Annotated in this window: 19 protein-coding genes and 1 riboswitch; of the genes, 16 read left to right on the forward strand and 3 right to left on the reverse strand. The window is 38.5% G+C overall.

Annotation, left to right across the window (positions count from 1 at the left end):
• Nucleotides 1-229 precede the first annotated feature (229 nt).
• The 9 genes from mutS to cobT all read left to right on the forward strand — a co-directional run bounded on the left by mutS (nt 230) and on the right by cobT (nt 11,949).
• Nucleotides 230-2,797, forward strand: coding sequence for a DNA mismatch repair protein MutS (gene mutS, locus I5435_RS05360; protein WP_337983348.1), 2,568 nt, complete (start codon nt 230-232; stop codon nt 2,795-2,797).
• 14 nt (nt 2,798-2,811) lie between these two features.
• On the forward strand, nt 2,812-4,698 hold the full coding sequence (gene mutL, locus I5435_RS05365; protein ID WP_337983349.1) for a DNA mismatch repair endonuclease MutL: 1,887 nt from the start codon (nt 2,812-2,814) through the stop codon (nt 4,696-4,698).
• 97 nt (nt 4,699-4,795) lie between these two features.
• The gene (glpK, locus tag I5435_RS05370; RefSeq protein ID WP_337983350.1) at nt 4,796-6,289 is read left to right on the forward strand and encodes a glycerol kinase GlpK; all 1,494 of its coding nucleotides are present in this window, start codon (nt 4,796-4,798) and stop codon (nt 6,287-6,289) included.
• Between the two features lie 17 nt (nt 6,290-6,306).
• On the forward strand, nt 6,307-7,953 hold the full coding sequence (locus I5435_RS05375; protein ID WP_025218836.1) for a glycerol-3-phosphate dehydrogenase/oxidase: 1,647 nt from the start codon (nt 6,307-6,309) through the stop codon (nt 7,951-7,953).
• Between the two features lie 3 nt (nt 7,954-7,956).
• Nucleotides 7,957-8,874 carry an alpha/beta fold hydrolase gene (locus I5435_RS05380; RefSeq protein ID WP_337983351.1) on the forward strand — a complete coding sequence of 306 codons (918 nt, stop codon included), beginning with the start codon at nt 7,957-7,959 and terminating at the stop codon, nt 8,872-8,874.
• Nucleotides 8,861-9,745 (forward strand): tRNA (adenosine(37)-N6)-dimethylallyltransferase MiaA, encoded by an 885-nt coding sequence (gene miaA / locus I5435_RS05385; protein WP_029747180.1) that lies wholly within the window; start codon nt 8,861-8,863, stop codon nt 9,743-9,745. The genes I5435_RS05380 and miaA overlap by 14 nt, the downstream gene beginning before the upstream one ends.
• 107 nt (nt 9,746-9,852) lie before the next feature.
• Nucleotides 9,853-10,083 carry an RNA chaperone Hfq gene (gene hfq / locus I5435_RS05390; RefSeq protein ID WP_024361932.1) on the forward strand — a complete coding sequence of 77 codons (231 nt, stop codon included), beginning with the start codon at nt 9,853-9,855 and terminating at the stop codon, nt 10,081-10,083.
• A 98-nt stretch (nt 10,084-10,181) separates the two neighbouring features.
• Nucleotides 10,182-10,484 carry a rhodanese-like domain-containing protein gene (locus I5435_RS05395; protein WP_024361931.1) on the forward strand — a complete coding sequence of 101 codons (303 nt, stop codon included), beginning with the start codon at nt 10,182-10,184 and terminating at the stop codon, nt 10,482-10,484.
• 124 nt (nt 10,485-10,608) lie between these two features.
• Nucleotides 10,609-10,783, forward strand: a riboswitch (cobalamin riboswitch).
• A gap of 110 nt (nt 10,784-10,893) precedes the next feature.
• Complete coding sequence (cobT, locus tag I5435_RS05400; protein ID WP_337983352.1) at nt 10,894-11,949, forward strand: nicotinate-nucleotide--dimethylbenzimidazole phosphoribosyltransferase; 1,056 nt, start codon at nt 10,894-10,896, stop codon at nt 11,947-11,949.
• Nucleotides 11,950-12,169: 220 nt separating this feature from the next.
• On the opposite strand, the gene I5435_RS05405 is transcribed toward cobT, so the two are convergent.
• Nucleotides 12,170-12,775 carry a trimeric intracellular cation channel family protein gene (locus tag I5435_RS05405; protein WP_024361929.1) on the reverse strand — a complete coding sequence of 202 codons (606 nt, stop codon included), beginning with the start codon at nt 12,773-12,775 and terminating at the stop codon, nt 12,170-12,172.
• 147 nt (nt 12,776-12,922) lie between these two features.
• Here I5435_RS05405 and I5435_RS05410 point away from each other — a divergent pair, with 147 nt between their 5' ends.
• The 7 genes from I5435_RS05410 to I5435_RS05440 all read left to right on the forward strand — a co-directional run bounded on the left by I5435_RS05410 (nt 12,923) and on the right by I5435_RS05440 (nt 21,092).
• Entirely contained in the window at nt 12,923-14,173 is a 1,251-nt protein-coding gene (locus tag I5435_RS05410) for a methionine gamma-lyase family protein (protein ID WP_107894619.1), read from the forward strand.
• A gap of 222 nt (nt 14,174-14,395) precedes the next feature.
• On the forward strand, nt 14,396-14,770 hold the full coding sequence (locus I5435_RS05415) for a MerR family transcriptional regulator (protein WP_024361927.1): 375 nt from the start codon (nt 14,396-14,398) through the stop codon (nt 14,768-14,770).
• Nucleotides 14,771-14,869: 99 nt separating this feature from the next.
• A complete protein-coding gene (gene glnA / locus I5435_RS05420) occupies nt 14,870-16,204 on the forward strand; it encodes a type I glutamate--ammonia ligase (RefSeq protein WP_024361926.1) in 1,335 nt (444 codons plus the stop codon).
• A gap of 198 nt (nt 16,205-16,402) precedes the next feature.
• Entirely contained in the window at nt 16,403-17,002 is a 600-nt protein-coding gene (locus I5435_RS05425; protein WP_025218839.1) for a hypothetical protein, read from the forward strand.
• Nucleotides 17,003-17,290: 288 nt separating this feature from the next.
• Nucleotides 17,291-18,439: a YhgE/Pip domain-containing protein gene (locus I5435_RS05430; RefSeq protein ID WP_337983353.1), complete on the forward strand. Its 1,149-nt coding sequence runs from the start codon at nt 17,291-17,293 to the stop codon at nt 18,437-18,439.
• Nucleotides 18,440-18,527: 88 nt separating this feature from the next.
• On the forward strand, nt 18,528-19,067 hold the full coding sequence (locus tag I5435_RS05435; RefSeq protein ID WP_337983354.1) for a PadR family transcriptional regulator: 540 nt from the start codon (nt 18,528-18,530) through the stop codon (nt 19,065-19,067).
• A 462-nt stretch (nt 19,068-19,529) separates the two neighbouring features.
• Nucleotides 19,530-21,092, forward strand: coding sequence for a sensor domain-containing diguanylate cyclase (locus I5435_RS05440; protein ID WP_337983355.1), 1,563 nt, complete (start codon nt 19,530-19,532; stop codon nt 21,090-21,092).
• Nucleotides 21,093-21,145: 53 nt separating this feature from the next.
• On the opposite strand, the gene I5435_RS05445 is transcribed toward I5435_RS05440, so the two are convergent.
• On the reverse strand, nt 21,146-21,472 hold the full coding sequence (locus I5435_RS05445) for a CotD family spore coat protein (protein ID WP_024361604.1): 327 nt from the start codon (nt 21,470-21,472) through the stop codon (nt 21,146-21,148).
• 375 nt (nt 21,473-21,847) lie between these two features.
• On the reverse strand, nt 21,848-22,384 hold the full coding sequence (locus I5435_RS05450) for a DJ-1/PfpI family protein (protein ID WP_024361603.1): 537 nt from the start codon (nt 22,382-22,384) through the stop codon (nt 21,848-21,850).
• Nucleotides 22,385-22,388 lie beyond the last annotated feature (4 nt).

Genomic DNA, 22,388 nt, shown 5'->3' on the forward strand with positions numbered 1-22,388 from the left:
TGAAGAAAATCGTTGAGGGTGAAACTTTGGATCGTACAGGATCGTTGCTAAACAAACACTTAGCCCCAAGCATAAGCGCTGGAGAAGACGTACTGATGCGTCAAGGTTCGCTATCACAATGAAGGAAGTAACGAAAAGGGTGTGCACATAGAGGCAACACATAAAATGATTTAGACGTAAATATGCCATAGCATATTTGATTTTAGTGCAAGAGCGAGGGAATTTATATATGACAACCTATACACCAATGATGCAACAATATTTGCAAGTCAAAGAAGATTATCAGGATGCTTTTTTATTTTTTAGATTAGGTGACTTTTACGAAATGTTTTTTGAAGATGCCATTAATGCATCACAACTATTAGAAATTACATTAACGAGTCGAGATGCAGGTGCCAAGGAGCGTATTCCGATGTGTGGCGTGCCACATCACTCGGCTAAAAATTATATAGAAACACTTGTGCAAAAAGGTTATAAAGTTGCAATTTGTGAGCAAACAGAGGATCCAAAGCAAGCAAAGGGCGTAGTCAAACGTGAAGTAGTCCAACTGATTACTCCCGGTACCATTATGGAAGGGAAGGCGCTAGATGGTAAAAGCAATCATTACATTGGCGCAGCAGAACAGCTGGATGCTGCTACATTTGGCTATGCCTACTTGGATTTATCTACAGGTGAAGCGATTGCCTCATCCATTGAGGGGGATGGAAAAGCCCTTCTTATGCAAATGCAGGCATATGGTATTCGAGAATTAATCGTGACGGAGAGCTTACAGCTTTTGTTAACAGAACATGCAATCAATGTCGGCATTGTACTATCCGTTGAAGAAGACGAAATGGCGATGGACAAAGCAGCCAGCTATTTAGAAGCAGTGCCAGCAACTATACAAGTGGCCTGCTTGCGATTACTTCATTATATAGATAAGACACAAATGCGGTCACTTTCGCATATTCAAGCCTTTACCTTTAATGAAATGAAAAACTATTTACGTATTGACTCTAGTTCGAAACGAAATTTAGAGCTTATACAATCCATTCGTGGCGGCGACCAAAAAGGTACGTTGTTATGGCTATTAGATGACACCGTTACTGCGATGGGGGGGCGCAAGCTGAAACAATGGCTACATCAACCATTAGCCTCACGTTCAGCTATTGAGGCAAGACTTGCAATGGTCAGTGATTTATTAGAAGAATATTTTGTAAGATCAGAATTACAATCTTCCTTAAAACAAGTCTATGATTTAGAACGTTTAGCGGGTCGTGTAGCTTTCGGTAATGTAGGCGGTCGTGACTTAGCACAGCTTCGTGATTCATTACGTCAAGTTCCAATTATTCAACAACAGCTAATTGGAGCACAAAAAGAAACATTGCAAAAGCTAGGGGCAACACTCGATACATGTGCGGACGTTGAAGCTTTATTAGCACGTGCTATAACAGATAATCCGCCAATTACCATTAAAGAAGGCGATGTGATTCGGGATGGTTATAACGAACGATTAGATGAACTTCGCTATGCATCTCGCAATGGGAAGGACTGGATTGCCCAGTTAGAACAGGAAGAACGTACAAAAACAGGCATTAAAAACTTGAAAATTGGCTATAACCGCATTTTTGGCTACTATATAGAAATTACAAAGTCCAATATTCATTTGGCGGATTTAACACGCTATGAACGGAAGCAAACACTTGCAAATGCAGAGCGTTACATTACGCAGGAATTAAAAGAAAAAGAGGCACTTATTTTGAATGCAGAGGAAGAAAGCTTAGCTTTAGAGTACAACCTCTTCGTTGAAATTCGTGAACAATTAAAATCATATATTCCACGGGTACAAGCACTAGCAGCGAGTATAAGTGAATTAGATGTATTGCTTAGCTTTGCAAGCGTCTCAGAAAAATATCGTTTTACAAAGCCAGAATTTCACGCGGGTCGTGCGCTAGAGATTATAGAAGGTCGTCACCCTGTAGTTGAGAAAATGCTCAATAAGCAAATGTATGTACCGAATGATTGCGTACTTGAAGAAAATCACAATATGATGCTCATTACTGGGCCGAATATGTCCGGTAAAAGTACATATATGCGCCAAGTTGCTCTGATTGTTGTAATGGCACAAATGGGATGCTATGTACCAGCGGAAAAGGCGCGATTACCAATTACAGATCAAATTTTCACACGGATTGGAGCTGCAGATGATTTAGCTGCTGGACAATCAACATTTATGGTAGAAATGCTAGAATCACAGCATGCGATTATGCATGCCACTGAAAATAGCTTAATGCTGTTTGATGAAATTGGTCGAGGTACTTCTACGTATGATGGAATGAGTCTTGCGCAATCCATGATGGAATATATTCATGACAAAATAGGTGCCAATACCCTTTTCTCTACGCATTATCATGAATTGACAGCTTTAGAAAAGGATTTACCTCGATTACAAAATGTGCATGTCTCTGCCACTGAAAAGAATGGCACGGTTGTCTTTTTACACAAGGTGAAAAAGGGAGCGGCCGATAAGTCTTATGGCATTCATGTGGCGCAATTGGCACAATTACCAGAGGAAATTTTATCGAGAGCTCGTATATTGCTCGAAAACTTTGAAGCAGGAAAAGCATTACCAGTATCACAAGAGGTCGTTGAACAGCCCGTGCAAATGTCATTATTTACGGAACAAGAGCCGTTGCCTTCAGCTGAGGCTGAAGTATTGAGAAACTTGGAGAAGGTGAATATCCTTGGTACTTCACCAATGCAGGCTATGAATATCTTATACGAATTACAACAGCAATTAGTCAACGCTAAAAAATAAAGGAGTGATGCGCCATGGGAAAAATTCAAATTATGGACGCGTGGCTTTCCAATAGAATTGCTGCGGGAGAAGTAGTAGAACGACCGGCATCTGTTGTCAAGGAACTAGTCGAAAATGCGATTGATGCTGGCAGTACGTCCGTTGATGTTTTTTTACTAGAAGCGGGACTCACTTCAATTCAAGTGATTGATAATGGTAGTGGGATGGATGAGGAAGATGCACTAATCTCTTTTTCACGCCATGCAACAAGTAAAATTCATCAGGAACATGATTTATTTCGTATCCGTACGTTAGGATTTCGCGGGGAGGCATTAGCATCCATTGCATCGGTATCCAAAATGACGATGATTACTTCAACTGGCGAATCAGGCACGTATGTAGAGTTAGAAGGGGGACATGTCACAACCCAAAAGCCCGGTCCTTTACGAAAAGGAACGGATATTACAGTGGCACAGCTATTTTTCAATACCCCTGCTCGTTTAAAATATATGAAAACGATACAAACCGAGCTTGGGCATACGATAGATTTGATGAATCGGCTAGCACTCGGTAATCCACAAATTGCCTTTCGATTGCTACATAACGGTCAGCAATTATTGCAGACGAATGGACGAGGTGATGTACAGCAAGTCCTAGCCGCGATTTATGGCGTGCACAACGCCAAAAAAATGGTACCGTTTCACGGCGAGTCCCATGACTATAAGGTGACGGGTTACGTGTCTTTACCAGAGGTGACACGTGCTTCCAAAAATTATATGTCGCTATTTGTGAATGGGCGTTGGGTCAAACATTATTTAGTGCAAAAGGCCATTATCGATGCCTATCATACGTATTTACCGATTGAACGTTTTCCAATCGTAGCGCTCTTTATTGAAGGGGATCCTTATTTAACAGACGTCAATGTCCATCCAGCCAAACACCAGATACGTTTAAGTAAAGAACCAGAGCTACTTAAACTGATTGAAGAAACGATACGGGGCAAAATTCGCGATGTTATGCGCGTTCCACTTATGGAGAAGAAGGAAAAGATTGCAAAACCTGCAACGGAACAGCTGAACATGTGGAAGCCTGTACCGCAACTTGATGTAGAAAAAATGAATGCTATCGTTGAAAAGCTTTATGATGCGCAAACAGTTCAGGAATCTAGCATATTACCGATGGAAGAACCTGCACCTACAGTGATAGAAGAGCACTGGCAACCAATTCAACCAATCGAAACCAATCAGATAGAAGAAGCGTCATCAAACGACCATATGGACTTTTTAAATGAGGAGCCTCAAATAGTAGAATCTCCAATGAAAGAGCCTAAAAAAGAACCATTTCCTGCGCTTGAAGTAGTAGGACAAATACATGGCACTTATATTGTTGCGCAAATGGAGGACGGTTTTTATTTAATCGACCAGCATGCAGCGCAAGAACGTATTAAATATGAGTTTTACCGTGAAAAAGTAGGACAAGTAAATCCAAATGAACGGCAAGCATTATTACTGCCATTGACCTTCCATTATGCAGCAGACGAGGCACTGATTCTGCGTGAAAATAGACAGCAGCTAGAGGCCGTTGGTGTGTTTTTAGAGGATTTTGGACAGTCATCATTTGTTATTCGTGAGCATCCTAGCTGGTTTCCAAATGGCGAGGAACAGGACATCATTGAGGAGTTAATCGAGCAAGTTTTGACTACAAAAACAGCAGATGTCAAAAAAATGCGTGAGGCGGCAGCCATTATGATGAGCTGTAAAAAGTCTATCAAGGCCAATCATTATTTGACGAAAGAGCAAATGGTTGCGTTATTAGATGATTTACGTAAAGCGGATAATCCGTTTACTTGTCCACATGGTCGGCCGGTGTTAATCCATTTTACAACCTATGAAGTGGAAAAAATGTTTAAACGGGTAATGTAATAACAACGAAGCATACGCGTTCGTATTGTAACCAATATCCTTAAAAGAAGCCTACAGCGATTTCGAGCGTGGTGTGAAAACCTAAGGAGGGGAATAAATGGGTGAATTTATTTTAGCAATCGATCAAGGAACAACAAGTTCAAGAGCGATATTATTTGATCATAAAGGTGAAATTGTCCATGTGGCACAAAAGGAATTTCAACAGTATTTTCCAAAGGCTGGCTGGGTTGAGCATAACGCCAATGAGATATGGGGTTCAGTACTCGCTGTTATCGCAGCTGTGTTATCAGAAAGTGGACATGAAGCAAGCGAAGTACACGCAATTGGCATTACAAATCAGCGAGAAACGACGGTTGTTTGGGATAAACAGACGGGCCAGCCTGTCTACAATGCAATCGTTTGGCAATCAAGGCAAACACAAGACATCGTGACAGCGTTGAAGGAACAGGGCCATGAAAGTATGTTTCAGCAAAAAACAGGATTACGACTGGACCCTTATTTCTCCGCAACAAAAATTAAATGGATTTTAGACAATGTTGATGGTGCACGTGTCAAGGCAGAACAAGGTGATTTACTGTTCGGTACGATTGATTCGTGGATTGTTTGGCGATTATCAAAAGGAAGGGCACATATTACGGATTATTCGAATGCGGCAAGGACTTTACTTTATAATATCCATGAACTAACATGGGACGCAGAACTTTGCGAACTTTTAAATATTCCAATGTCGATGCTGCCAGAAGTGAAAAACTCGTCAGAAATTTATACGAAAACGGCACCAAGTATATTTTTTGGTGAAGAAATTCCAATTGCAGGAATTGCCGGTGACCAGCAAGCCGCTCTTTTCGGTCAAACATGCTTTGCAAAAGGCATGGCTAAAAATACGTACGGTACCGGTTGTTTTATGTTATTAAATACGGGTGACCAAGCGGTACATTCTGAAAATGGTTTGTTGACAACGATTGCTTGGGGCATTGATGGGAAGGTAACCTATGCGTTAGAAGGCAGTGTCTTTGTGGCAGGATCAGCTATTCAGTGGTTACGTGATGGGCTTCGCATGATTCGTACCGCAAAGGACTCTGAAAAATATGCCACAAAGGTAGCTGATACCGATGGTGTTTACGTAGTTCCTGCATTTGTAGGGTTAGGCACGCCATACTGGGATACCGATGCACGCGGGGCTATTTTTGGTTTAACGCGTGGTACTTCGAAAGAACATTTTATCCGCGCAACACTTGAATCACTAGCTTACCAGACGAAAGATGTTCTTGATGCAATGGAAGAAGCGGCGGGCACACCAATTGAAGTGTTGCGAGTAGATGGTGGCGCTGTCAGTAATGGTCTATTAATGCAGTTCCAAAGTGATATTTTGCAGTTAAAGGTAGAGCTAGCAAAGCTTAATGAATCGACTGCGCTCGGGGCAGCCTATTTAGCTGGGCTAGCAACGAACTTTTGGCCAAATAAAGAGGCTTTAACAGCATTGTGGGTTAACGGGCAAACCTATCAACCGAAAATGACTGTAGAGCAAAGTAAGATTTTCTATGCAGGCTGGCAGAGAGCTGTGGAGGCTACACGTTTATTCAAATCATAGCTAATGGGGGAGAAAGTATGTTTTCATTTGAGCATCGTCCTAAAATTATGGATTATTTAGAGCAGTATAGCTTTGACGTATTAGTCATTGGAGGTGGCATTACGGGTGCGGGGATTGCACTTGATGCGGCGTCGAGAGGCTTATCAGTTGCACTAATTGACAAGCAAGACTTTGCGGCGGGTACCTCTAGCCGTTCAACAAAGCTTATTCACGGAGGTCTTCGTTATTTAAAACAATTTGATGTAGGGGTAGTGGCAGAAGTTGGGCGTGAACGTGAAATTGTTTATGACAATGCTGTTCATGTAACGACACCTGAAAAGATGCTGTTACCTTTATATAAGCACGGTACACTTGGACCATTTACGACTTCGGTGGCGTTAAAGGTTTATGACAGACTAGCAGGTGTCAAAAAACAAGAACGTCGCACGATGCTAAGTGCACAAGAAACAGCCACACTAGAACCGCTTTTAAAGCGCGATGAGCTAGTTGGCGGTGGCTATTATGTAGAGTATCGGACTGACGATGCACGTTTAACAATTGAAGTGCTAAAAAAAGCGGTTGAATATGGCGCGCTTTGTGTAAACTATACAGAAATGACAGAGTTTTTATATAGCAAGAAAAAGCTGATTGGGGCAAAAGTAAAAGACCATATCACTGGAAAAACAGTGGAAGTACATGCTGCGCAAATCGTCAATGCTACTGGCCCTTGGGTAGATGAAGTACGTCATAAAGATAAGCAAACAGATAAAAAACAATTACGTTTAACAAAGGGTGTCCATATCGTTCTTAGTCAAAAGGATTTCCCATTGCAACAAGCCGTTTATTTCGATATTCCAGATGGTCGTATGGCTTTCGCTATTCCGCGAGATGGCAAAACATATATAGGAACAACAGATACAGTTTATGAAGGCGATCCAATACATCCTACTGCCACACAACAAGATGTAGATTATTTAATTGAGGCTGCTAAAACAGTATTCCCTACAGCCGAAATTACAAGAGATACAATAGAATCTTCTTGGGCAGGTGTACGTCCGCTTATTTTTGAAAAAGGCAAAAATCCTTCTGAAATTTCGCGTAAAGATGAAATATGGACAGCATCAAGCGGTTTGATGACCATTGCAGGTGGCAAGCTAACAGGCTATCGTCAAATGGCTGAAACGATCGTTGATAAAATTGTGAAAACACATAAATTTAAGCATGCAAGTCCATGTATGACACGTGAGTTGTCGCTTTCTGGTGCAAAGGGCATTAATGCGATTAATTTCCCAGACTATACTGCCTATAAAGCAAGAGAAGGTGTTCAATATGGACTGAATTATGACGAGGCGAAGCATTTAGTGCAAAAATACGGTACCAATGTTGACGCATTATTTGATCAGGTGAAATATTTACATGAGCATGGTAGTACGATGCCCCTCGCTTTACATGCGATGCTACTATATGGCATAGAAGCGGAAATGGTATATACACCTTGTGATTTCTTTATTCGTCGTACGGGCTTACTATACTTTGATATTGATGCAGTGAAACGTTATAAACAACAAGTAGTGCAAGTGATGCAGCAGCGTTTACATTATTCAGAGTCACAAAGAAATACTTATATTGCTCAATTAGAACAAGCGATTCTAGATGCGACAAGTTTTCCTAATGTGGAGGTGTAAAAGATGGAGCGTTATATGAAAATGTCTGATGGACATTTTGTGTTTACACGAATTTTGACGCCGACTATTCCCTGTAAGGGACATTTTCATATTTTACATGGTATGGCAGAGCATAGCGGTCGTTACGTAAACTTTGCACAAATTCTTTGTGCGGCTGGCTATGCCGTGTCCATGCATGATCAGCGCGGGCATGGGGAGACGGCAGGTTATAATGGCACATTAGGCTTTTTCGCTGAAAAAAATGGTTTTGATCGGGTTGTGGAAGATGCGCATGAAGTCATGATGGCTATACATGCTCAATTTGCAGATGTGCCTTTAATGGTATTCGGGCATAGTATGGGGTCCTTTATTGCTAGAAGATTTATTCAACTTTATGGAGCAAATGTTGCTAACGTTATTCTTTGTGGAACAGGAAGTGTTTCAGCGTTGCATAGGATAGGACATTATGTTGCGCAAGTATTCGCAATGCGGCACGGTAAAGAAACCGAGAGCCCTTTATTAAATAAGTTGAGCTTTGGTAGCTTTAATAAGCAGTTTCCAAATCCTAAAACCGGGTATGATTGGCTATGTTCGGTAGAGCAGGAAGTGCAAAAGTATATTGACGACCCATATTGTGGCTTTATTCCAAGCAATCAATTTTTTGCTGACTTAACAGCTGGCTTTATGGTATTGAATCGAAAAAAAGAGATTGAAAAAATACAGAAAAACTTGCCGATTCTATTGATCAGCGGTAGCAAGGACCCTGTTGGCGATAGTGGTCTAGGTGTTTATTCCGTAGCTGAACAATTTGCAGCAGCAGGATTACAAGATGTTACTGTCTATTTATTTGAAGATAAACGACATGAAATTTTAAATGAAGACAATCAACAGGCGGTTCATCAAGTTTTATTACGGTGGTTAGAAAAGTATGATAGAAAATAAAATACAGCAAGCAGAGGTCGTAGCAATTGTTGGGCCAACAGCTTCAGGTAAAACAGCACTAAGCATTGAACTAGCCAAAAAGTACAATGGTGAAATTATTAATGGCGATTCCATGCAAATTTATAAAGGTTTAGATATTGGTACAGCGAAAATTACTGAAGAAGAGATGGAAGGTGTGCCACATCACTTATTAAGCTTCAAAGAGCCAACGGAATCCTTTTCAGTAGCGGAATACCAAGCGTTAGTACGCTCTAAAATTAATGAGATACAGGCGCGTGGTAAGCTACCGATTATTGTTGGAGGTTCTGGCCTATATGTACAAGCAGTCCTTTATGATTTTCAATTTACAGACGAGCAGGTTGATGACCTAGCACGTAAAGCTTATTATGAGGAGCTAGAAAAGTTAGGTCCAGAAGCTATGCATGCTAAGTTAGCAGCACTTGATCCGAAAACTGCTGAAACAATTCATCCAAACAATACAAGACGTGTGATTCGAGCGTTAGAAATGATTGAATTAAGTGGTGTTTCAAAGGCGTCAGAGGAACACAATCGTGGAGAAATCCCATTGTATCGCCACTTAATTATAGGACTTGGTCAAAATATGTCTCGCGAAGAACTTTATGAGCGCATTAATCTCCGAGTGGATGTCATGATGGATAAAGGGCTACTGCAAGAAGTGCAGGGACTATGGCAACAAAATATTCGAGGTGTACAGTCGATTCAAGCGATCGGTTATAAGGAATTGTATGATTACTTAGATGGTAGATGTACATTAGAAGAAGCAATCGAAAATTTAAAGCAAAATTCTCGACGTTATGCGAAAAGACAGTTGACTTATTTCCGCAATAAAATGGATATTCATTTTATTTGAAAAGACTAAAAACTTTAATAATTTCTAAAAATTACTAATTGATAAATTGGTAGAACATGCTACTATAGGAATGAAGAGGTAGAAAGAGAGTAGGGGAGGCGCATTCTATGAAATCAATCAATTTGCAAGATACGTTTTTGAACCATCTACGTAAAAACAGTGTTTTTGTAACTGTGTTTCTGTTAAACGGGTTCCAGTTAAAAGGAACTGTGAAATCCTATGATAACTTTACAGTATTATTAGTAGATGCTGAAAGTAAACAGCATCTCATTTACAAACACGCAATTTCTACATTCGTTCCAGCAAAGCAAGTCGAATTTTTAGAGGCAGAAGAATAAATAAAGTAAATAGAAACAGTTAGTGTTACATCACTAGCTGTTTTTTTTCGTTCACGCTATAATGTAATAGGAAATTGATATATTGGAGGATTTTATAGATGAAATCGATGGATACAACACAATTATTAGAACGATTAGATGCAAACGAAGACCTTTACATTATTGATGTGCGAGAAGACGATGAAGTAGCACAAGGTGTTATCCCTGGTGCGCAACATATTGCACTTGGGACAATCCCTGAGCGCTTGGATGAATTAGATACGACTAAACCATATATTATCGTTTGTAAAGCAGGTGGACGTTCTGCAAATGCTTGTGCATACTTAGAAGCACAAGGCTTTGACGTAACAAACCTTGAAGGTGGCATGCTTGCTTATGATGGAGAATTAGAATTTAAATAAGAAGATATATCGAGGTATGTAACAGGTCAGCTTGTTAAGTACCTCGTTTTTTATTGGACTAAAGTGCGAGTACAAAAATTTTTTCAATATTGACACTAAAAACACTTTGTCGTAAATTTAAAGTAATTACATAAAAGCATTAGGTGCCCACTTTGGGAGAATAGGGAATAAAGTGAAAATCTTTAGCGGTCCCACCACTGTAAAACGGAGTTTTATAGAGAATACCACTAGCATAGCTGGGAAGGTTCTATAAAATGTTGAAATTGAGCCAGGAGACCTGCCTAATTGCTTCGGATGATATAGACGATGGAAAAGTCTGTAGTTTATTTGTTATGAGATAAACTACAGGTTTTTCCATTTTTTTATTTCAATCTTTATGTAATAGGCTATTTAAAAAGGAGAAATGAACATGCAATTATTACAACAAACACTTCAACAGATTCAACATGCTAATAACGAAATAATGGAAAAAGCAAGGGACTATATAGATTCTCTTAGCAAGCCACCAAGTAGCTTAGGAAAACTTGAATCACTGGCTATACAATTGGCTGGTATTACAGGAGAGCTCTATCCTAAAATTGATAACAAAGCAATTATTGTCTGTGCAGGCGATCACGGTGTGTGTGATGAAGCCGTAACATCCAATCCGCAAGATGTAACATTTCTTCAAACATTAAATTTTCCAAAAGGGATAACAGGTGTTTGTGCTATTGCAAACATAACGAATGCCAAAATTGTAACAGTGGACGTAGGGGTAAAACAGGATATTCCGCTCGATGCGGGTGTTATAATAAAAAAAATAAAATACGGGACGGATAACATGGCAAAAGGTCCAGCCATGACAAGGGAAGAAGCCATTCAATCAATTGAAGTAGGAATTGAAGTAGCAACGGCAGAAATAGCACAAGGAGTTAATGTATTGGGTACAGGTGAAATGGGGATTGGCAATACTACACCAAGTGCGGCTATCTTATCCGTACTGCATGCGTGTCACCCACAAGAAGTGACAGGATTCGGTGCAGGGGTTGGATCAGGAGGAATTGCGCATAAAGTTGAAGTCATTCAAAACGCCATTGCCTTAAATAAACCGAATCGTCATGATGCGATTGATGTACTTGCAAAAGTGGGTGGGTTAGAGATAGGTGCGATGGCTGGTGTAATTCTGGCGGCTGCTGCCAATCGTAAGCCCGTTGTAATTGATGGCTTTATTTCGACAGTCGCTGCTCTTATCGCTTATGAACTCGAACCGAAAGTGCAAGATTATATTATTCCTTCCCATGCCTCTGAAGAACCGGGGGCAAAAATAGCTGCTGAACTGTTAGGAGTGGAGCCGATGCTTCATATGAACATGCGATTGGGAGAGGGTTCTGGTGCAGCTTTAGCCTTTCCAATACTCGATGCAGCTTGCTCTATGGTGAGCAACATGGCGACATTAGCTGAGTCTGTCGGGCTGGTAGAGAAGTAATCATTTGTTAAGTGCCGATAGGGAAAAATCATAGTTAAACATTTAAAGAGTAATTGTCTATAGCCAAAAGGAAGCTGGGGCAAAAGAGAAAAAGTGTTAGATTGAACCCAATCAATCTAACACTTTTCTGCTATGCCGTTGTTACCCGCTATCAACAACTAGGTGAACACTTCTAATTTTTTATTTATTGCAAAAGCAAGAATAGCTAAGTTCTACATCCTTAAGCTCGATTCAATTTTCGCAAAGGTAAGCGCCATTTCTTCATATATGAAAGTACTCGTAAAATTGTAATTACCCCGAATAACACGTATAAAAAGATATCTCCTTCTAGTAATTCCAATCCAATAAGTAGACCAGCAAGTGCTGCCCAGACACCGTAGATTTCATCACGTAGCACGAGTGGCTTACGTCCTGCCAATAAATCACGAACTATTCCACCACCTGAACCAGTTAAGACTGCGGCTACAATAACCGCACTAATGGGCATATTGAGCTTCACTGCATATAATGCCCCTTGTATAGCAAAAGCCGATAAGCCTATAGCATCTGTAAAATTGCCCCAACGATGCCAATGCTGTATAAGATGATGAGGAAAAATAAAAAATATCGTAATGGCAGCGATTGCAATTTGAAACATCATATCCTGTCCCCACAACGTTGTAACTGGTAAACCGATAAGTAAATTACGAATGGCACCGCCACCGAATGCAGTTACAATGCCAAGTATATATACACCGAATAAATCGTATTCTTCTTCCATTGCAATTATTGCCCCGGAAATAGCGAAGGCAATTGTCCCAATTATGCTAAAAACTTCCCAAGCCATCACTTTCCCTCCTTAAACGAGAATAATTTGTAGTAAGTCCGCCCCTTAGCTTAGCGTATTTAACAGCTAGACACAATAGCATTTTTTGCAGGGTTGCAAACAAATTGATAAGATAGGAAAGAACAATTTGAAACGGAGACGAAAACAATGACTTTTACAACCCATTTAACAGCAGAAACGTTAGCATTAGCGGAAAAAATTGAGGAAAGAGTCCGCCCATATCATACGAAAGTAGAAAATATGGCGTTCTTCAACCAGCAAAAAGTCCTTTCAGCATTTAGAACGCATCAAGTGAGCGATTTTCATTTACATCCATCCAATGGCTATGGCTATGATGATGAAGGCCGTGACAATCTTGAACGTGTGTATGCGGAAGTTTTTGGAGCAGAGGCGGCAATTGTTCGTCCTCAAATCATATCTGGAACACATGCAATTACGCTTAGTCTATTCGGCGTGTTACGACCAGGTGATGAATTGCTTTATATATCAGGCCAACCATATGACACATTACAGTCGATTGTCGATGGAGGAGACAAAGATACGGGCTCGCTAAAGGACTATAAAATTGGTTATCGACATGTAGATTTAATCGATAACGAAACGGTTGACTGGTCTGCAGTCGCTGCAGCCATTACACCGAACACAAAAATGATAGCCATTCAACGTTCAAAAGGCTATGCATCACGTCCATCCTTTACAATTTCGCAAATTGCAGAAATGTGTGCCAAGGTACGTGAATTAGCACCCAATGCTATTATATTTGTAGATAACTGCTATGGAGAATTTGTGGAAGCACAAGAACCTACAGAAGTAGGTGCGGATTTAATGGCTGGTTCGCTTATTAAAAATCCAGGTGGCGGTTTAGCTAAAATAGGTGGTTATATTGCAGGTCGAGCTGACTTAGTAGAAAAATGTGCATATCGTATGACATCACCAGGAATTGGTGCGGAGGCAGGCGCTACATTAAATACGCTAGGTGACTTTTACCAAGGCTTTTTCCTAGCACCACATGTAGTCAGCCAAGCATTAAAAGGTGCGATTTTCACAGCGGCTATGTTAGAGGAAGTAGGCATGACGACGTTCCCAAGTTATCATGCTGAACGTACAGATTTAATTCAATCGGTATCGTTTAATACAGCCGAGCAAATGGTTGCTTTCTGTCGTGAAATTCAAGCCAACTCGCCAATTAATGCGCATTATGCACCAGAGCCTGCTTATATGCCAGGCTACGAGGATGATGTTATTATGGCGGCAGGCACATTTATTCAAGGTTCGAGTATTGAACTGACAGCAGACGGTCCAATTCGTCCACCGTTTACAGCATTTATTCAAGGTGGCTTGACATATGAGCACGTGAAATTTGCTATTTGTAGTGCAGTTCAAGGCTTACAAAAATAGACTTTATTAACAAGGCCCCATTACAGTTTAGTGATGGGGCTTATCTCTAATATAAATAGATAAACTGTAAAAGTGTATGTTTCGTTCAGGTATTTTGACTAGTTTTTAACAATTTTGCATCAATTCTAAAAAAAATTAAAAAACCATGTTAGGAAACCTAACATCTTTGTTGACAGTGAATTTTTTTCGTTATATGATAAGCGGGTATTGGGGGGGACTTAAATGAGTCGTGAAATTAGACGAACTATGCCGTTATTATCTATGAGTATCGTGATGCAATTGACCGAGCTTTCGGCACGCCAAATTCGTTATTATGAAGAACACCATTTAATTGAGCCACACCGAACAGAAGGCAATCGTCGTATGTTTTCATTAAATGACGTCGATATACTTCTTGAAATAAAAGATTACTTGGAGCAGGGCATGAATATGGCGAAGATTAAAAAAATATTTGCCAAAAAATCAGATCCTATTGCCGCTGAAGAACCAGATTTAACCGACACAGAATTACGTCGGATTATGCGCGAAGAAATGCGTCAAGCGCAGCGCATGCAAAAATCATCCATCCGACGTGGGGATTTATCCCGATTCTATTAAAATAAATACGAAATGGTTCAAATTACAATCAGTTTATTATTTTTTTAGTAGGGTAGGGTAATGATATAAGCAAGACAATTTATAGGAGTGTGGAAAACTGTGGGTAAATACACAAAAGACGACATCAAGCGTTTAATCGAGGAGAAAAATGTAAGTTTCATTCGTTTACAATTTACGGATATTCTAGGTACTATTAAAAACGTTGAAATTCCTGTTAGTCAACTAGACAAAGCATTAGAAAACAAAATGATGTTCGATGGCTCGTCCATTGAAGGCTTCGTACGTATTGAAGAATCGGATATGTATTTATATCCTGATTTAGATTCTTTCGTAGTGTTCCCTTGGACTTCAGAAAAAGGGAAAGTAGCACGTTTCATCTGTGACGTATACACTGCAAAAGGCGAACCATTCGCTGGTGACCCACGTAACAACTTAAAACGTATCCTTAAAAAAATGGAAGATATGGGCTTCACAAGCTTCAACTTAGGACCTGAGCCAGAATTCTTCTTATTCAAATTAGATGCAAAAGGTGAACCTACATTAGAAGTAAATGACCACGGTGGTTATTTTGACTTAGCGCCTACAGATTTAGGTGAAAACTGTCGTCGTGATATCGTGTTAGAGCTTGAAGAAATGGGCTTTGAAATCGAAGCTTCACACCATGAAGTAGCACCAGGTCAACATGAAATCGACTTTAAATATGCAGATGCTATTACAGCTTGTGACAACATCCAAACATTCAAACTAGTTGTTAAAACAATTGCACGTAAACACGGTCTACATGCTACATTTATGCCAAAACCATTGTTCGGTGAAGCAGGCTCTGGTATGCACTTCAACGTATCTTTATTTAAAGGGAAAGAAAATGCATTCTACGATGAATCTACAGAGCTAGGTCTTTCTGAAACAGCAATGCAATTTATGGCAGGTGTTCTTGCACACGTACAAGGATTCACAGCCGTAACAAACCCAACAGTAAACTCTTATAAGCGTTTAGTTCCAGGTTATGAAGCGCCATGTTATGTTGCATGGTCTGCACAAAACCGTTCACCACTTATTCGTATCCCGTCTGCACGCGGACTTTCAACTCGTGTAGAAGTACGTTCAGTGGATCCTTCAGCAAACCCATATTTAGCGATGGCTGTTATTTTAGAAGCGGGTCTAGAAGGTATCCGTCAACAATTAACGCCACCTGCAGCGATTAACCGCAATATCTATGTAATGACAGAAGAAGAACGCAAAGCGAACGGTATTGCGAATTTACCACCAGCACTAGACGATGCGTTAACATTACTTGCACAAGATAAAGTGGCTCAATCAGCTTTAGGTGAACACATTTACGCAAACTTCAAAGAAGCAAAAGAAATCGAGTTCGATATGTACCGTACAACTGTACACCAATGGGAACGCGACCAATATTTAAAAATGTATTAATCAAAAAACGTTGGAGCTCATGGGCTCCAACGTTTTTTTTGCCCACAAATCCTTTTGTCAAGCCCACAAACTGTCCACAGCTATTTTGACACTCCTAAAATATAGTATTTAATTATTTTAAAAAAACACTTTTGTCAATTATTGAATAATAACCAAATATTTTTTAAAATTTTTTTATGGATGAAAGGAGCATTGACTGTGCAAATAACAAAATTTTTTCATAAGCTACCGAAAGAAAGTAAGAATTCAATTTACTTATATAACTTTAAAAGAGTGTTAAATAAAGATGTGAAAATTATACAAAATTCTAGAAGACGTTCCATTGTTTTTGAGGATAAAGAACAAGAAATTATATTAAAGAAGTTATTACCAGACGGAAAAGGCGATAATGATATTTGTGCTTTGCTGGAGTTACATGATAGTCCATATTTTCCTAAGATGTTCGCTTATAAAAAAAGAGATTATTTATTTATAGAAAAAGCAAAAGGTAAAACGCTTTTAGAGATGCTAAAAGAAGGTATAAGTCTTGAAGAATTAAGAAAAATTCTTAATCAATTGATTAAAGCCAAAAAGGAAATGATGAGTGTCAATCGATATGATTTTGATTTTAAACTAGAACATATCTATTGGGATAACGAACAAGAAATAATCAAGTGGATTGATTTAGGTGTTTGTGTAAAAATGCCAATGGAGTATTCTGAAGAAGAAAAAAATAGAAGAATTGAACAATGTATTATAAAAGTAAAATTAAAATTTTTATTTTATGGCTATGATTTATTTAACGAGATGAATAGGTAATGCCTATGGGTGCTATACACTATAAAAAAGCATTGCAGTTTTTAACTGCAATGCTTTTTTGTTGCGCGATGTGTGTTTAACGTTTTGTAATGTTGATAATATGCCATTTTCTACTTCACAGTTTGGACAAAAAATAGAAATTAATGATAGTCGGCTATCTTTATTTATTGCAAAGTAAACAGTATTTTTGTAAAATTACACTCACGGTTTAATTAAACTACTTAAATTAAACTACTTTGTTTAGAATATAAATAGACTAGGTGTTCGTAGAAAGGAAGTACTAATTAAATGAAGTTTAAAGAATTTTTAAAAACGAAAGGTGCCAAGGGCTCTATTTTTATGGGGATCTTTTATGCTGTATGTATGTTGGGTATCTTCCTACCAGGTTACACAGCGATACCAGGCAATATTGATGCATTACCAATTGCGATTATTAATGATGATAAAGGGGAATATGGTGCCCAAATAGCTGATAGCTTAACTGAACAGCTTCCATTTAAGGATATTGAAACAGATATTACTAATAAAGAGGCATTAAAAGATTTAGAGAAAAACGACTTAGCGTTAGTCGTTCACATTCCAGAGACATTTTCTGCTGATTTACAAAAAGGAGATGTTTCATCAAGCATCGATTTCTCCATTAACGAAGCAAGTGCAACCGCTGTATCGTCCTCTATGCAACAAATTGTTATGCAAATAAATGAGCAACTAAGTGCACAGTTTTCACAACAAACAGCGCAAGGGATTTTAATGAACTTACATTTACCACAAGAGCAAGCAGCCAAATTAGCAGAGCAAATTGAAAATAGCTATGTAGGAAATATCGAGACAATTAATGATGTGCCAGAAGGCATGCATAACAATATGCTACCAATGTTTTTAACGATGGCGCTTTATGTAGGTGCTATGATTGGCGCAATGCAATTAGTAGGAGCGTTTAAAGCAAATCGTGGGAAAGCAACGAAAACACGTTTATTCGTTTATATGCAATTAACAGCGATACTCATTGGTATTTTGGCTGGGCTTGTTTCAACGGGCATGTCATTTGCTATCAATGATTTATCGGGAACTGATGTGTTCTTCCAAATATTAGGGCAACAAATTTTAATTTATTGGGCATGCTTTAACTTCAATGCGGTTGTTGTGTTATTAATTGGGGAAGCAGGAATGATTTTAAACATTCCAATTTTATTAATTCAGACAATTGCTAACGGTGCAACAATATCTCGTGAAATGATGTATTTACCGTATGAGTGGATTAGCCATATTTCACCAATGTATTATTCTGTTCAAGCATACTTTGGCAATATTTTTGGTAGTATTAGTGCCACACCTTTTATTTTAGGATTAACAACAGTTGGATTTGTAGCGATGGTTATAAATGTACTGATCGTTTGGATGCTTCATAAACCCCTACCAATAACTGTAGAACAATAGAGCAAAGAAATATGCACTTAAAATTCTGATGAAGTAAATCATTAGTTTTGATAAAATGGAACTAATATTTGCCTAAGGAGCTGAAATAATGGCAATTCAAATTTTCATTCTTAGCAAGCTTATGGAAGAAGATAATTATCCTTATAATTTAAAAAAACAAATTTCTGAATTACAGTCTCTTGACTCAATTAATGGTTTGACGGAAAGTAAGTTATACTATCATTTTGAATCGTTAGCGAAGCAAGGACTAATTGAGACGAAAGAAGTTATAAAAGAAGATAATCGACCAGATAAGCACGTTTTTGCTATAACGGAAAAAGGACGCGAAGCCTTGCCAAAAAAGATTTATAAATCACTTGAAAATGCAAACACAATTGGTGATATGGTTATTGGTTTAGCCAATATCAAACATGTTGACCGCGATCGGGTTATTCATATTTTAGAAAAAAAGTTAAACGCGATGCATTCAAAATGGGATAATCTCTTTAATTCAGATAGACAACAGTTTATGAAACCAGGAGTAGAAGTGCTGGCTGAATTTGTTAGCGATTATGCGAATTTTAGAATACAGGGCTCCATACAATACCTAGAAAGATTAATTGAGCATATACGAAAAGGAGAAATATAATAGAAAGAGACTATTTGCAATGATGATTGTAAATAGTCTTTTTTGCGCTTATTTTTTCAATGAGATTTTTCCCGCAAATAATCAAGGGATTATTATATAATTGAATGATAAGTGCCGACGAAGGGGAAAGTGCAGCTCTTATCAGGCAATTCCGATAGAAAGCTTAATTTAGCAATTACTTAAAGTGTTATCAGCAAATACTTATTAAAAAATACGAAAATATACTGACAATAAAATTTATAACTAAGGTTATAGTAATTTTTTATGTCCAAATTATGATAATAGTTTTGCTTTTCAATAATTATATAGGCCTTTGACAATATTGCTTTTACAATAACTTTAAATATATACAAATAAATTGTAAAATAAAATGATATATGTGTTTTAATAGATTAAGAAATATGCGTCTTTTAACTTAAGTAATAGCTAGTCAAAATACATAAATAGGAGTAAAAGAAGACAATGAAATCAAGACAGTTGAGGCTAAAACATTTAATAATGGGTTTAGCTATGGCAGCGTTTTTTTTCACAAGCATCGGTAGCATATGGAGTGGTTATCGTATGAATGTGGATTCCATCAAGGAAAATTCACTTGAAACAAATCGTGTATATGCTCAAAAATTGGCAACTACCGCAAGCGCCTACTTAGAAGAAGCCTTTCAAATTTTAGGTTACAGCGCAGATCATATGGAATCAATTATGGGCGATGAAGCAGCATTGGATAAAGAAACAGACCGTTTGAAAATGCAAAATAATATGTTTAACTCCGTTATAGTGTCGAATGCCGATGGTCTAGTACTGTCAGTTTCACCACCTTCTGTAGATGTAAAAGGAAAGTATTTGACCTCTGTAGGAGGGAAAGAGGCATTATCCAAAAAAACGCCTCTCGTATCGAAACCGTATAAAGGGATTACTGGGAGACTAATTATTTTTATCTCCTATCCTATATTTTCAGCGCAGAACGAATACTTGGGAATGGTAGCAGGTACAATTTATTTAAAAGAACATAATGTATTTAATTTGCTGTTAGGGGAGCATTATTATAATGACGGTTCTTATGTGTTTGTAGTAGATGCAGATGGACGTATTATCTACCATCAAGATCCAAGTCGCATCAATGATGTTGTAATGGAAAATAAAGTAGTGAAAGCAGTAGTATCAGGGAAAAATGGTGCACAGCTAGTCACGAATACTAAAAATATTGAAATGTTGGCTGGATATAGTGTAGTACCGATAACTGGTTGGGGTGTCATTTCTCAACGACCATTAGAGGTAGCGCTAGAGCCTTCGTTTGATCGAGTACAAGAAGTAGCAATTAATGCAATACCGCTGATGCTTTTGTCGATTTTTGTTTTATTATGGACCGCAGCGCGAATTGCCCGCCCGTTGCAGCAGTTAGCAACATTAACAGAAGAGAGCTTAGATTCGAGAAGTGTTGAAGGGTTAAAGTCTGTACGCAGTTGGTATTTTGAAGCATATTATTTAAAGAGTGCACTTATTCGAAGTTTGTCCTTTTTGCAAGGGCAAGTTTCCTATTTTAAAGATCAGTCGACAACCGACCCTTTAACTGGGGTCACAAACCGACGAACAATGGATGCTACGCTATCTGAATGGGAGAAAAATCAATTGATGCATTCAATTATTTTACTCGATTTGGATCATTTCAAGAGCGTCAACGATACCTATGGCCATGCAGTGGGAGATAAAGTATTACAATATTTAGCCAAAAAAATGAAAGCAGTGGCACGAGAAAACGATATTTGTTGTCGTTATGGCGGTGAGGAATTTATTATTCTATTACCTAATACGACTGTTGAAGAGGCAGCCATTGTAGCGGAAAATTTAAGACAACAGTTAGCAAATTCGAACAGTCCTTGTGGTCGTCCAGTAACGCTATCAGCGGGAGTTGCAGAGTATCCTAAAATGGCTAGTACGACAGAAGCATTGATTGAAGCGGCAGATGGAGCATTGTATCTTGCTAAGCAAGCAGGTCGGAACCAGGTAAAAACAGCAGGCGAAAAATAATGTTAGTTATATAAGAAAAGCGATGAGACATCAAAAGTCTCATCGCATACAAATTAATACCCCATGCCCATATGTTTATGGTGACCCATGTGTTGTTGTGGCATATGGCAGTGATTATGTGGCATACCACATAGTGTATGATTTTCACAGCATTCATTTACTACGTTCTCTGTGCATGGGAAGTAGTATTGATGATCGATAATATGTTTGTTCACTGTTGTAATATGTGCAGGTTGAACGTGTGGTACAACTGTATGAATGTAATTTGTGCGTACATATTGCTCTGGCGGTAAAAATTGTGGTGGGTCAAATTGTGTTGGCATTGTTTGTGGTGGGCAGCATTGTGGTCCTCTTCCATGGTGACGCTTACGATTAAACATGTTATTACCTCCTGTTTTGATAAGTTGTGGTTCATAATTAACATATGAGATGTAAGACTAAATGGTCTATTTGTATGCCTATTAAGGGCTAGTTAAATCTCTTAAACGCCCCAATAGCATGAATTTTCTTGCCCGTGTGATGTTAAATTGAAAAAGTATTATGGTGAAAAGTCAAAAAGGGATTTAGGCTATTTGTCAATTTACGTATACAGCAAAAGAAATGAAAATGCAGCTGTTAAATAAAAGTATCATGTAACTAATAAAGGATAGTTCTGAAGCCAAGCTATTGGCGAGAACTATCCTTTGTTTTTATGGGTTTTATCATCAGTATTTAAATAAAATTGTTTGGGTGACAGGCACTGTTATTTGGCACTGTTATTTATACCATTGTGCATCAAAATCTAGCTGTAACGCTTTACCTAAGGCTAAACCAAATTGAATAAAACCTCTACCTCTAGCCGTGATAATCCTACCATCCTGAACTATTAGTTCATCGGCGTAATAGCTAAGATCAAAAACACCCAATTGTTTCATGCCTTCAAGTGGTAAACCGACTGTATAGTATTTATCCTTTAGTACACCTGCCTTGGCTAAAAGATAAGGGGAACTGGAAATACTAGCTATGACTGCGCCTTGTAAATCCAATGTCTTAATAAAATATAATAATTCTTGCTCATCTACTAATGTTCCAATATCCATACAGCCAGGTAATAAGAGACTATCAATCTCATCTACATTAATTTCGCTTAATTGCCTATCGGCTAGACAAGTTAAACCAGATTCGCCCATAATCTTCTGATGATTTAAGCCAATCGTTACGATAGGTTTTTTCCCTTGCATTAATATCGATAACGCTACACTTAATTCGTATTCACTGAATTGCGGATATAAAAGTACGGCAGTTTTTTTCATTTTT

Source organism: Lysinibacillus sp. C5.1, from assembly GCF_016350185.1.
GTDB classification, from domain to species: domain Bacteria; phylum Bacillota; class Bacilli; order Bacillales_A; family Planococcaceae; genus Lysinibacillus; species Lysinibacillus sphaericus.

What these genes read in the sequence shown, in the direction of transcription:
- mutS (WP_337983348.1), top strand. Translation starts at nt 230, where the DNA reads ATGACAACCTATACACCAATGATGCAACAATATTTGCAAGTCAAAGAA.
- mutL (WP_337983349.1), top strand. Translation starts at nt 2,812, where the DNA reads ATGGGAAAAATTCAAATTATGGACGCGTGGCTTTCCAATAGAATTGCT.
- glpK (WP_337983350.1), top strand. Translation starts at nt 4,796, where the DNA reads ATGGGTGAATTTATTTTAGCAATCGATCAAGGAACAACAAGTTCAAGA.
- I5435_RS05375 (WP_025218836.1), top strand. Translation starts at nt 6,307, where the DNA reads ATGTTTTCATTTGAGCATCGTCCTAAAATTATGGATTATTTAGAGCAG.
- I5435_RS05380 (WP_337983351.1), top strand. Translation starts at nt 7,957, where the DNA reads ATGGAGCGTTATATGAAAATGTCTGATGGACATTTTGTGTTTACACGA.
- miaA (WP_029747180.1), top strand. Translation starts at nt 8,861, where the DNA reads ATGATAGAAAATAAAATACAGCAAGCAGAGGTCGTAGCAATTGTTGGG.
- hfq (WP_024361932.1), top strand. Translation starts at nt 9,853, where the DNA reads ATGAAATCAATCAATTTGCAAGATACGTTTTTGAACCATCTACGTAAA.
- I5435_RS05395 (WP_024361931.1), top strand. Translation starts at nt 10,182, where the DNA reads ATGAAATCGATGGATACAACACAATTATTAGAACGATTAGATGCAAAC.
- cobT (WP_337983352.1), top strand. Translation starts at nt 10,894, where the DNA reads ATGCAATTATTACAACAAACACTTCAACAGATTCAACATGCTAATAAC.
- I5435_RS05405 (WP_024361929.1), bottom strand. Translation starts at nt 12,775, where the DNA reads ATGGCTTGGGAAGTTTTTAGCATAATTGGGACAATTGCCTTCGCTATT.
- I5435_RS05410 (WP_107894619.1), top strand. Translation starts at nt 12,923, where the DNA reads ATGACTTTTACAACCCATTTAACAGCAGAAACGTTAGCATTAGCGGAA.
- I5435_RS05415 (WP_024361927.1), top strand. Translation starts at nt 14,396, where the DNA reads ATGAGTCGTGAAATTAGACGAACTATGCCGTTATTATCTATGAGTATC.
- I5435_RS05430 (WP_337983353.1), top strand. Translation starts at nt 17,291, where the DNA reads ATGAAGTTTAAAGAATTTTTAAAAACGAAAGGTGCCAAGGGCTCTATT.
- I5435_RS05435 (WP_337983354.1), top strand. Translation starts at nt 18,528, where the DNA reads ATGGCAATTCAAATTTTCATTCTTAGCAAGCTTATGGAAGAAGATAAT.
- I5435_RS05440 (WP_337983355.1), top strand. Translation starts at nt 19,530, where the DNA reads ATGAAATCAAGACAGTTGAGGCTAAAACATTTAATAATGGGTTTAGCT.
- I5435_RS05445 (WP_024361604.1), bottom strand. Translation starts at nt 21,472, where the DNA reads ATGTTTAATCGTAAGCGTCACCATGGAAGAGGACCACAATGCTGCCCA.
- I5435_RS05450 (WP_024361603.1), bottom strand. Translation starts at nt 22,384, where the DNA reads ATGAAAAAAACTGCCGTACTTTTATATCCGCAATTCAGTGAATACGAA.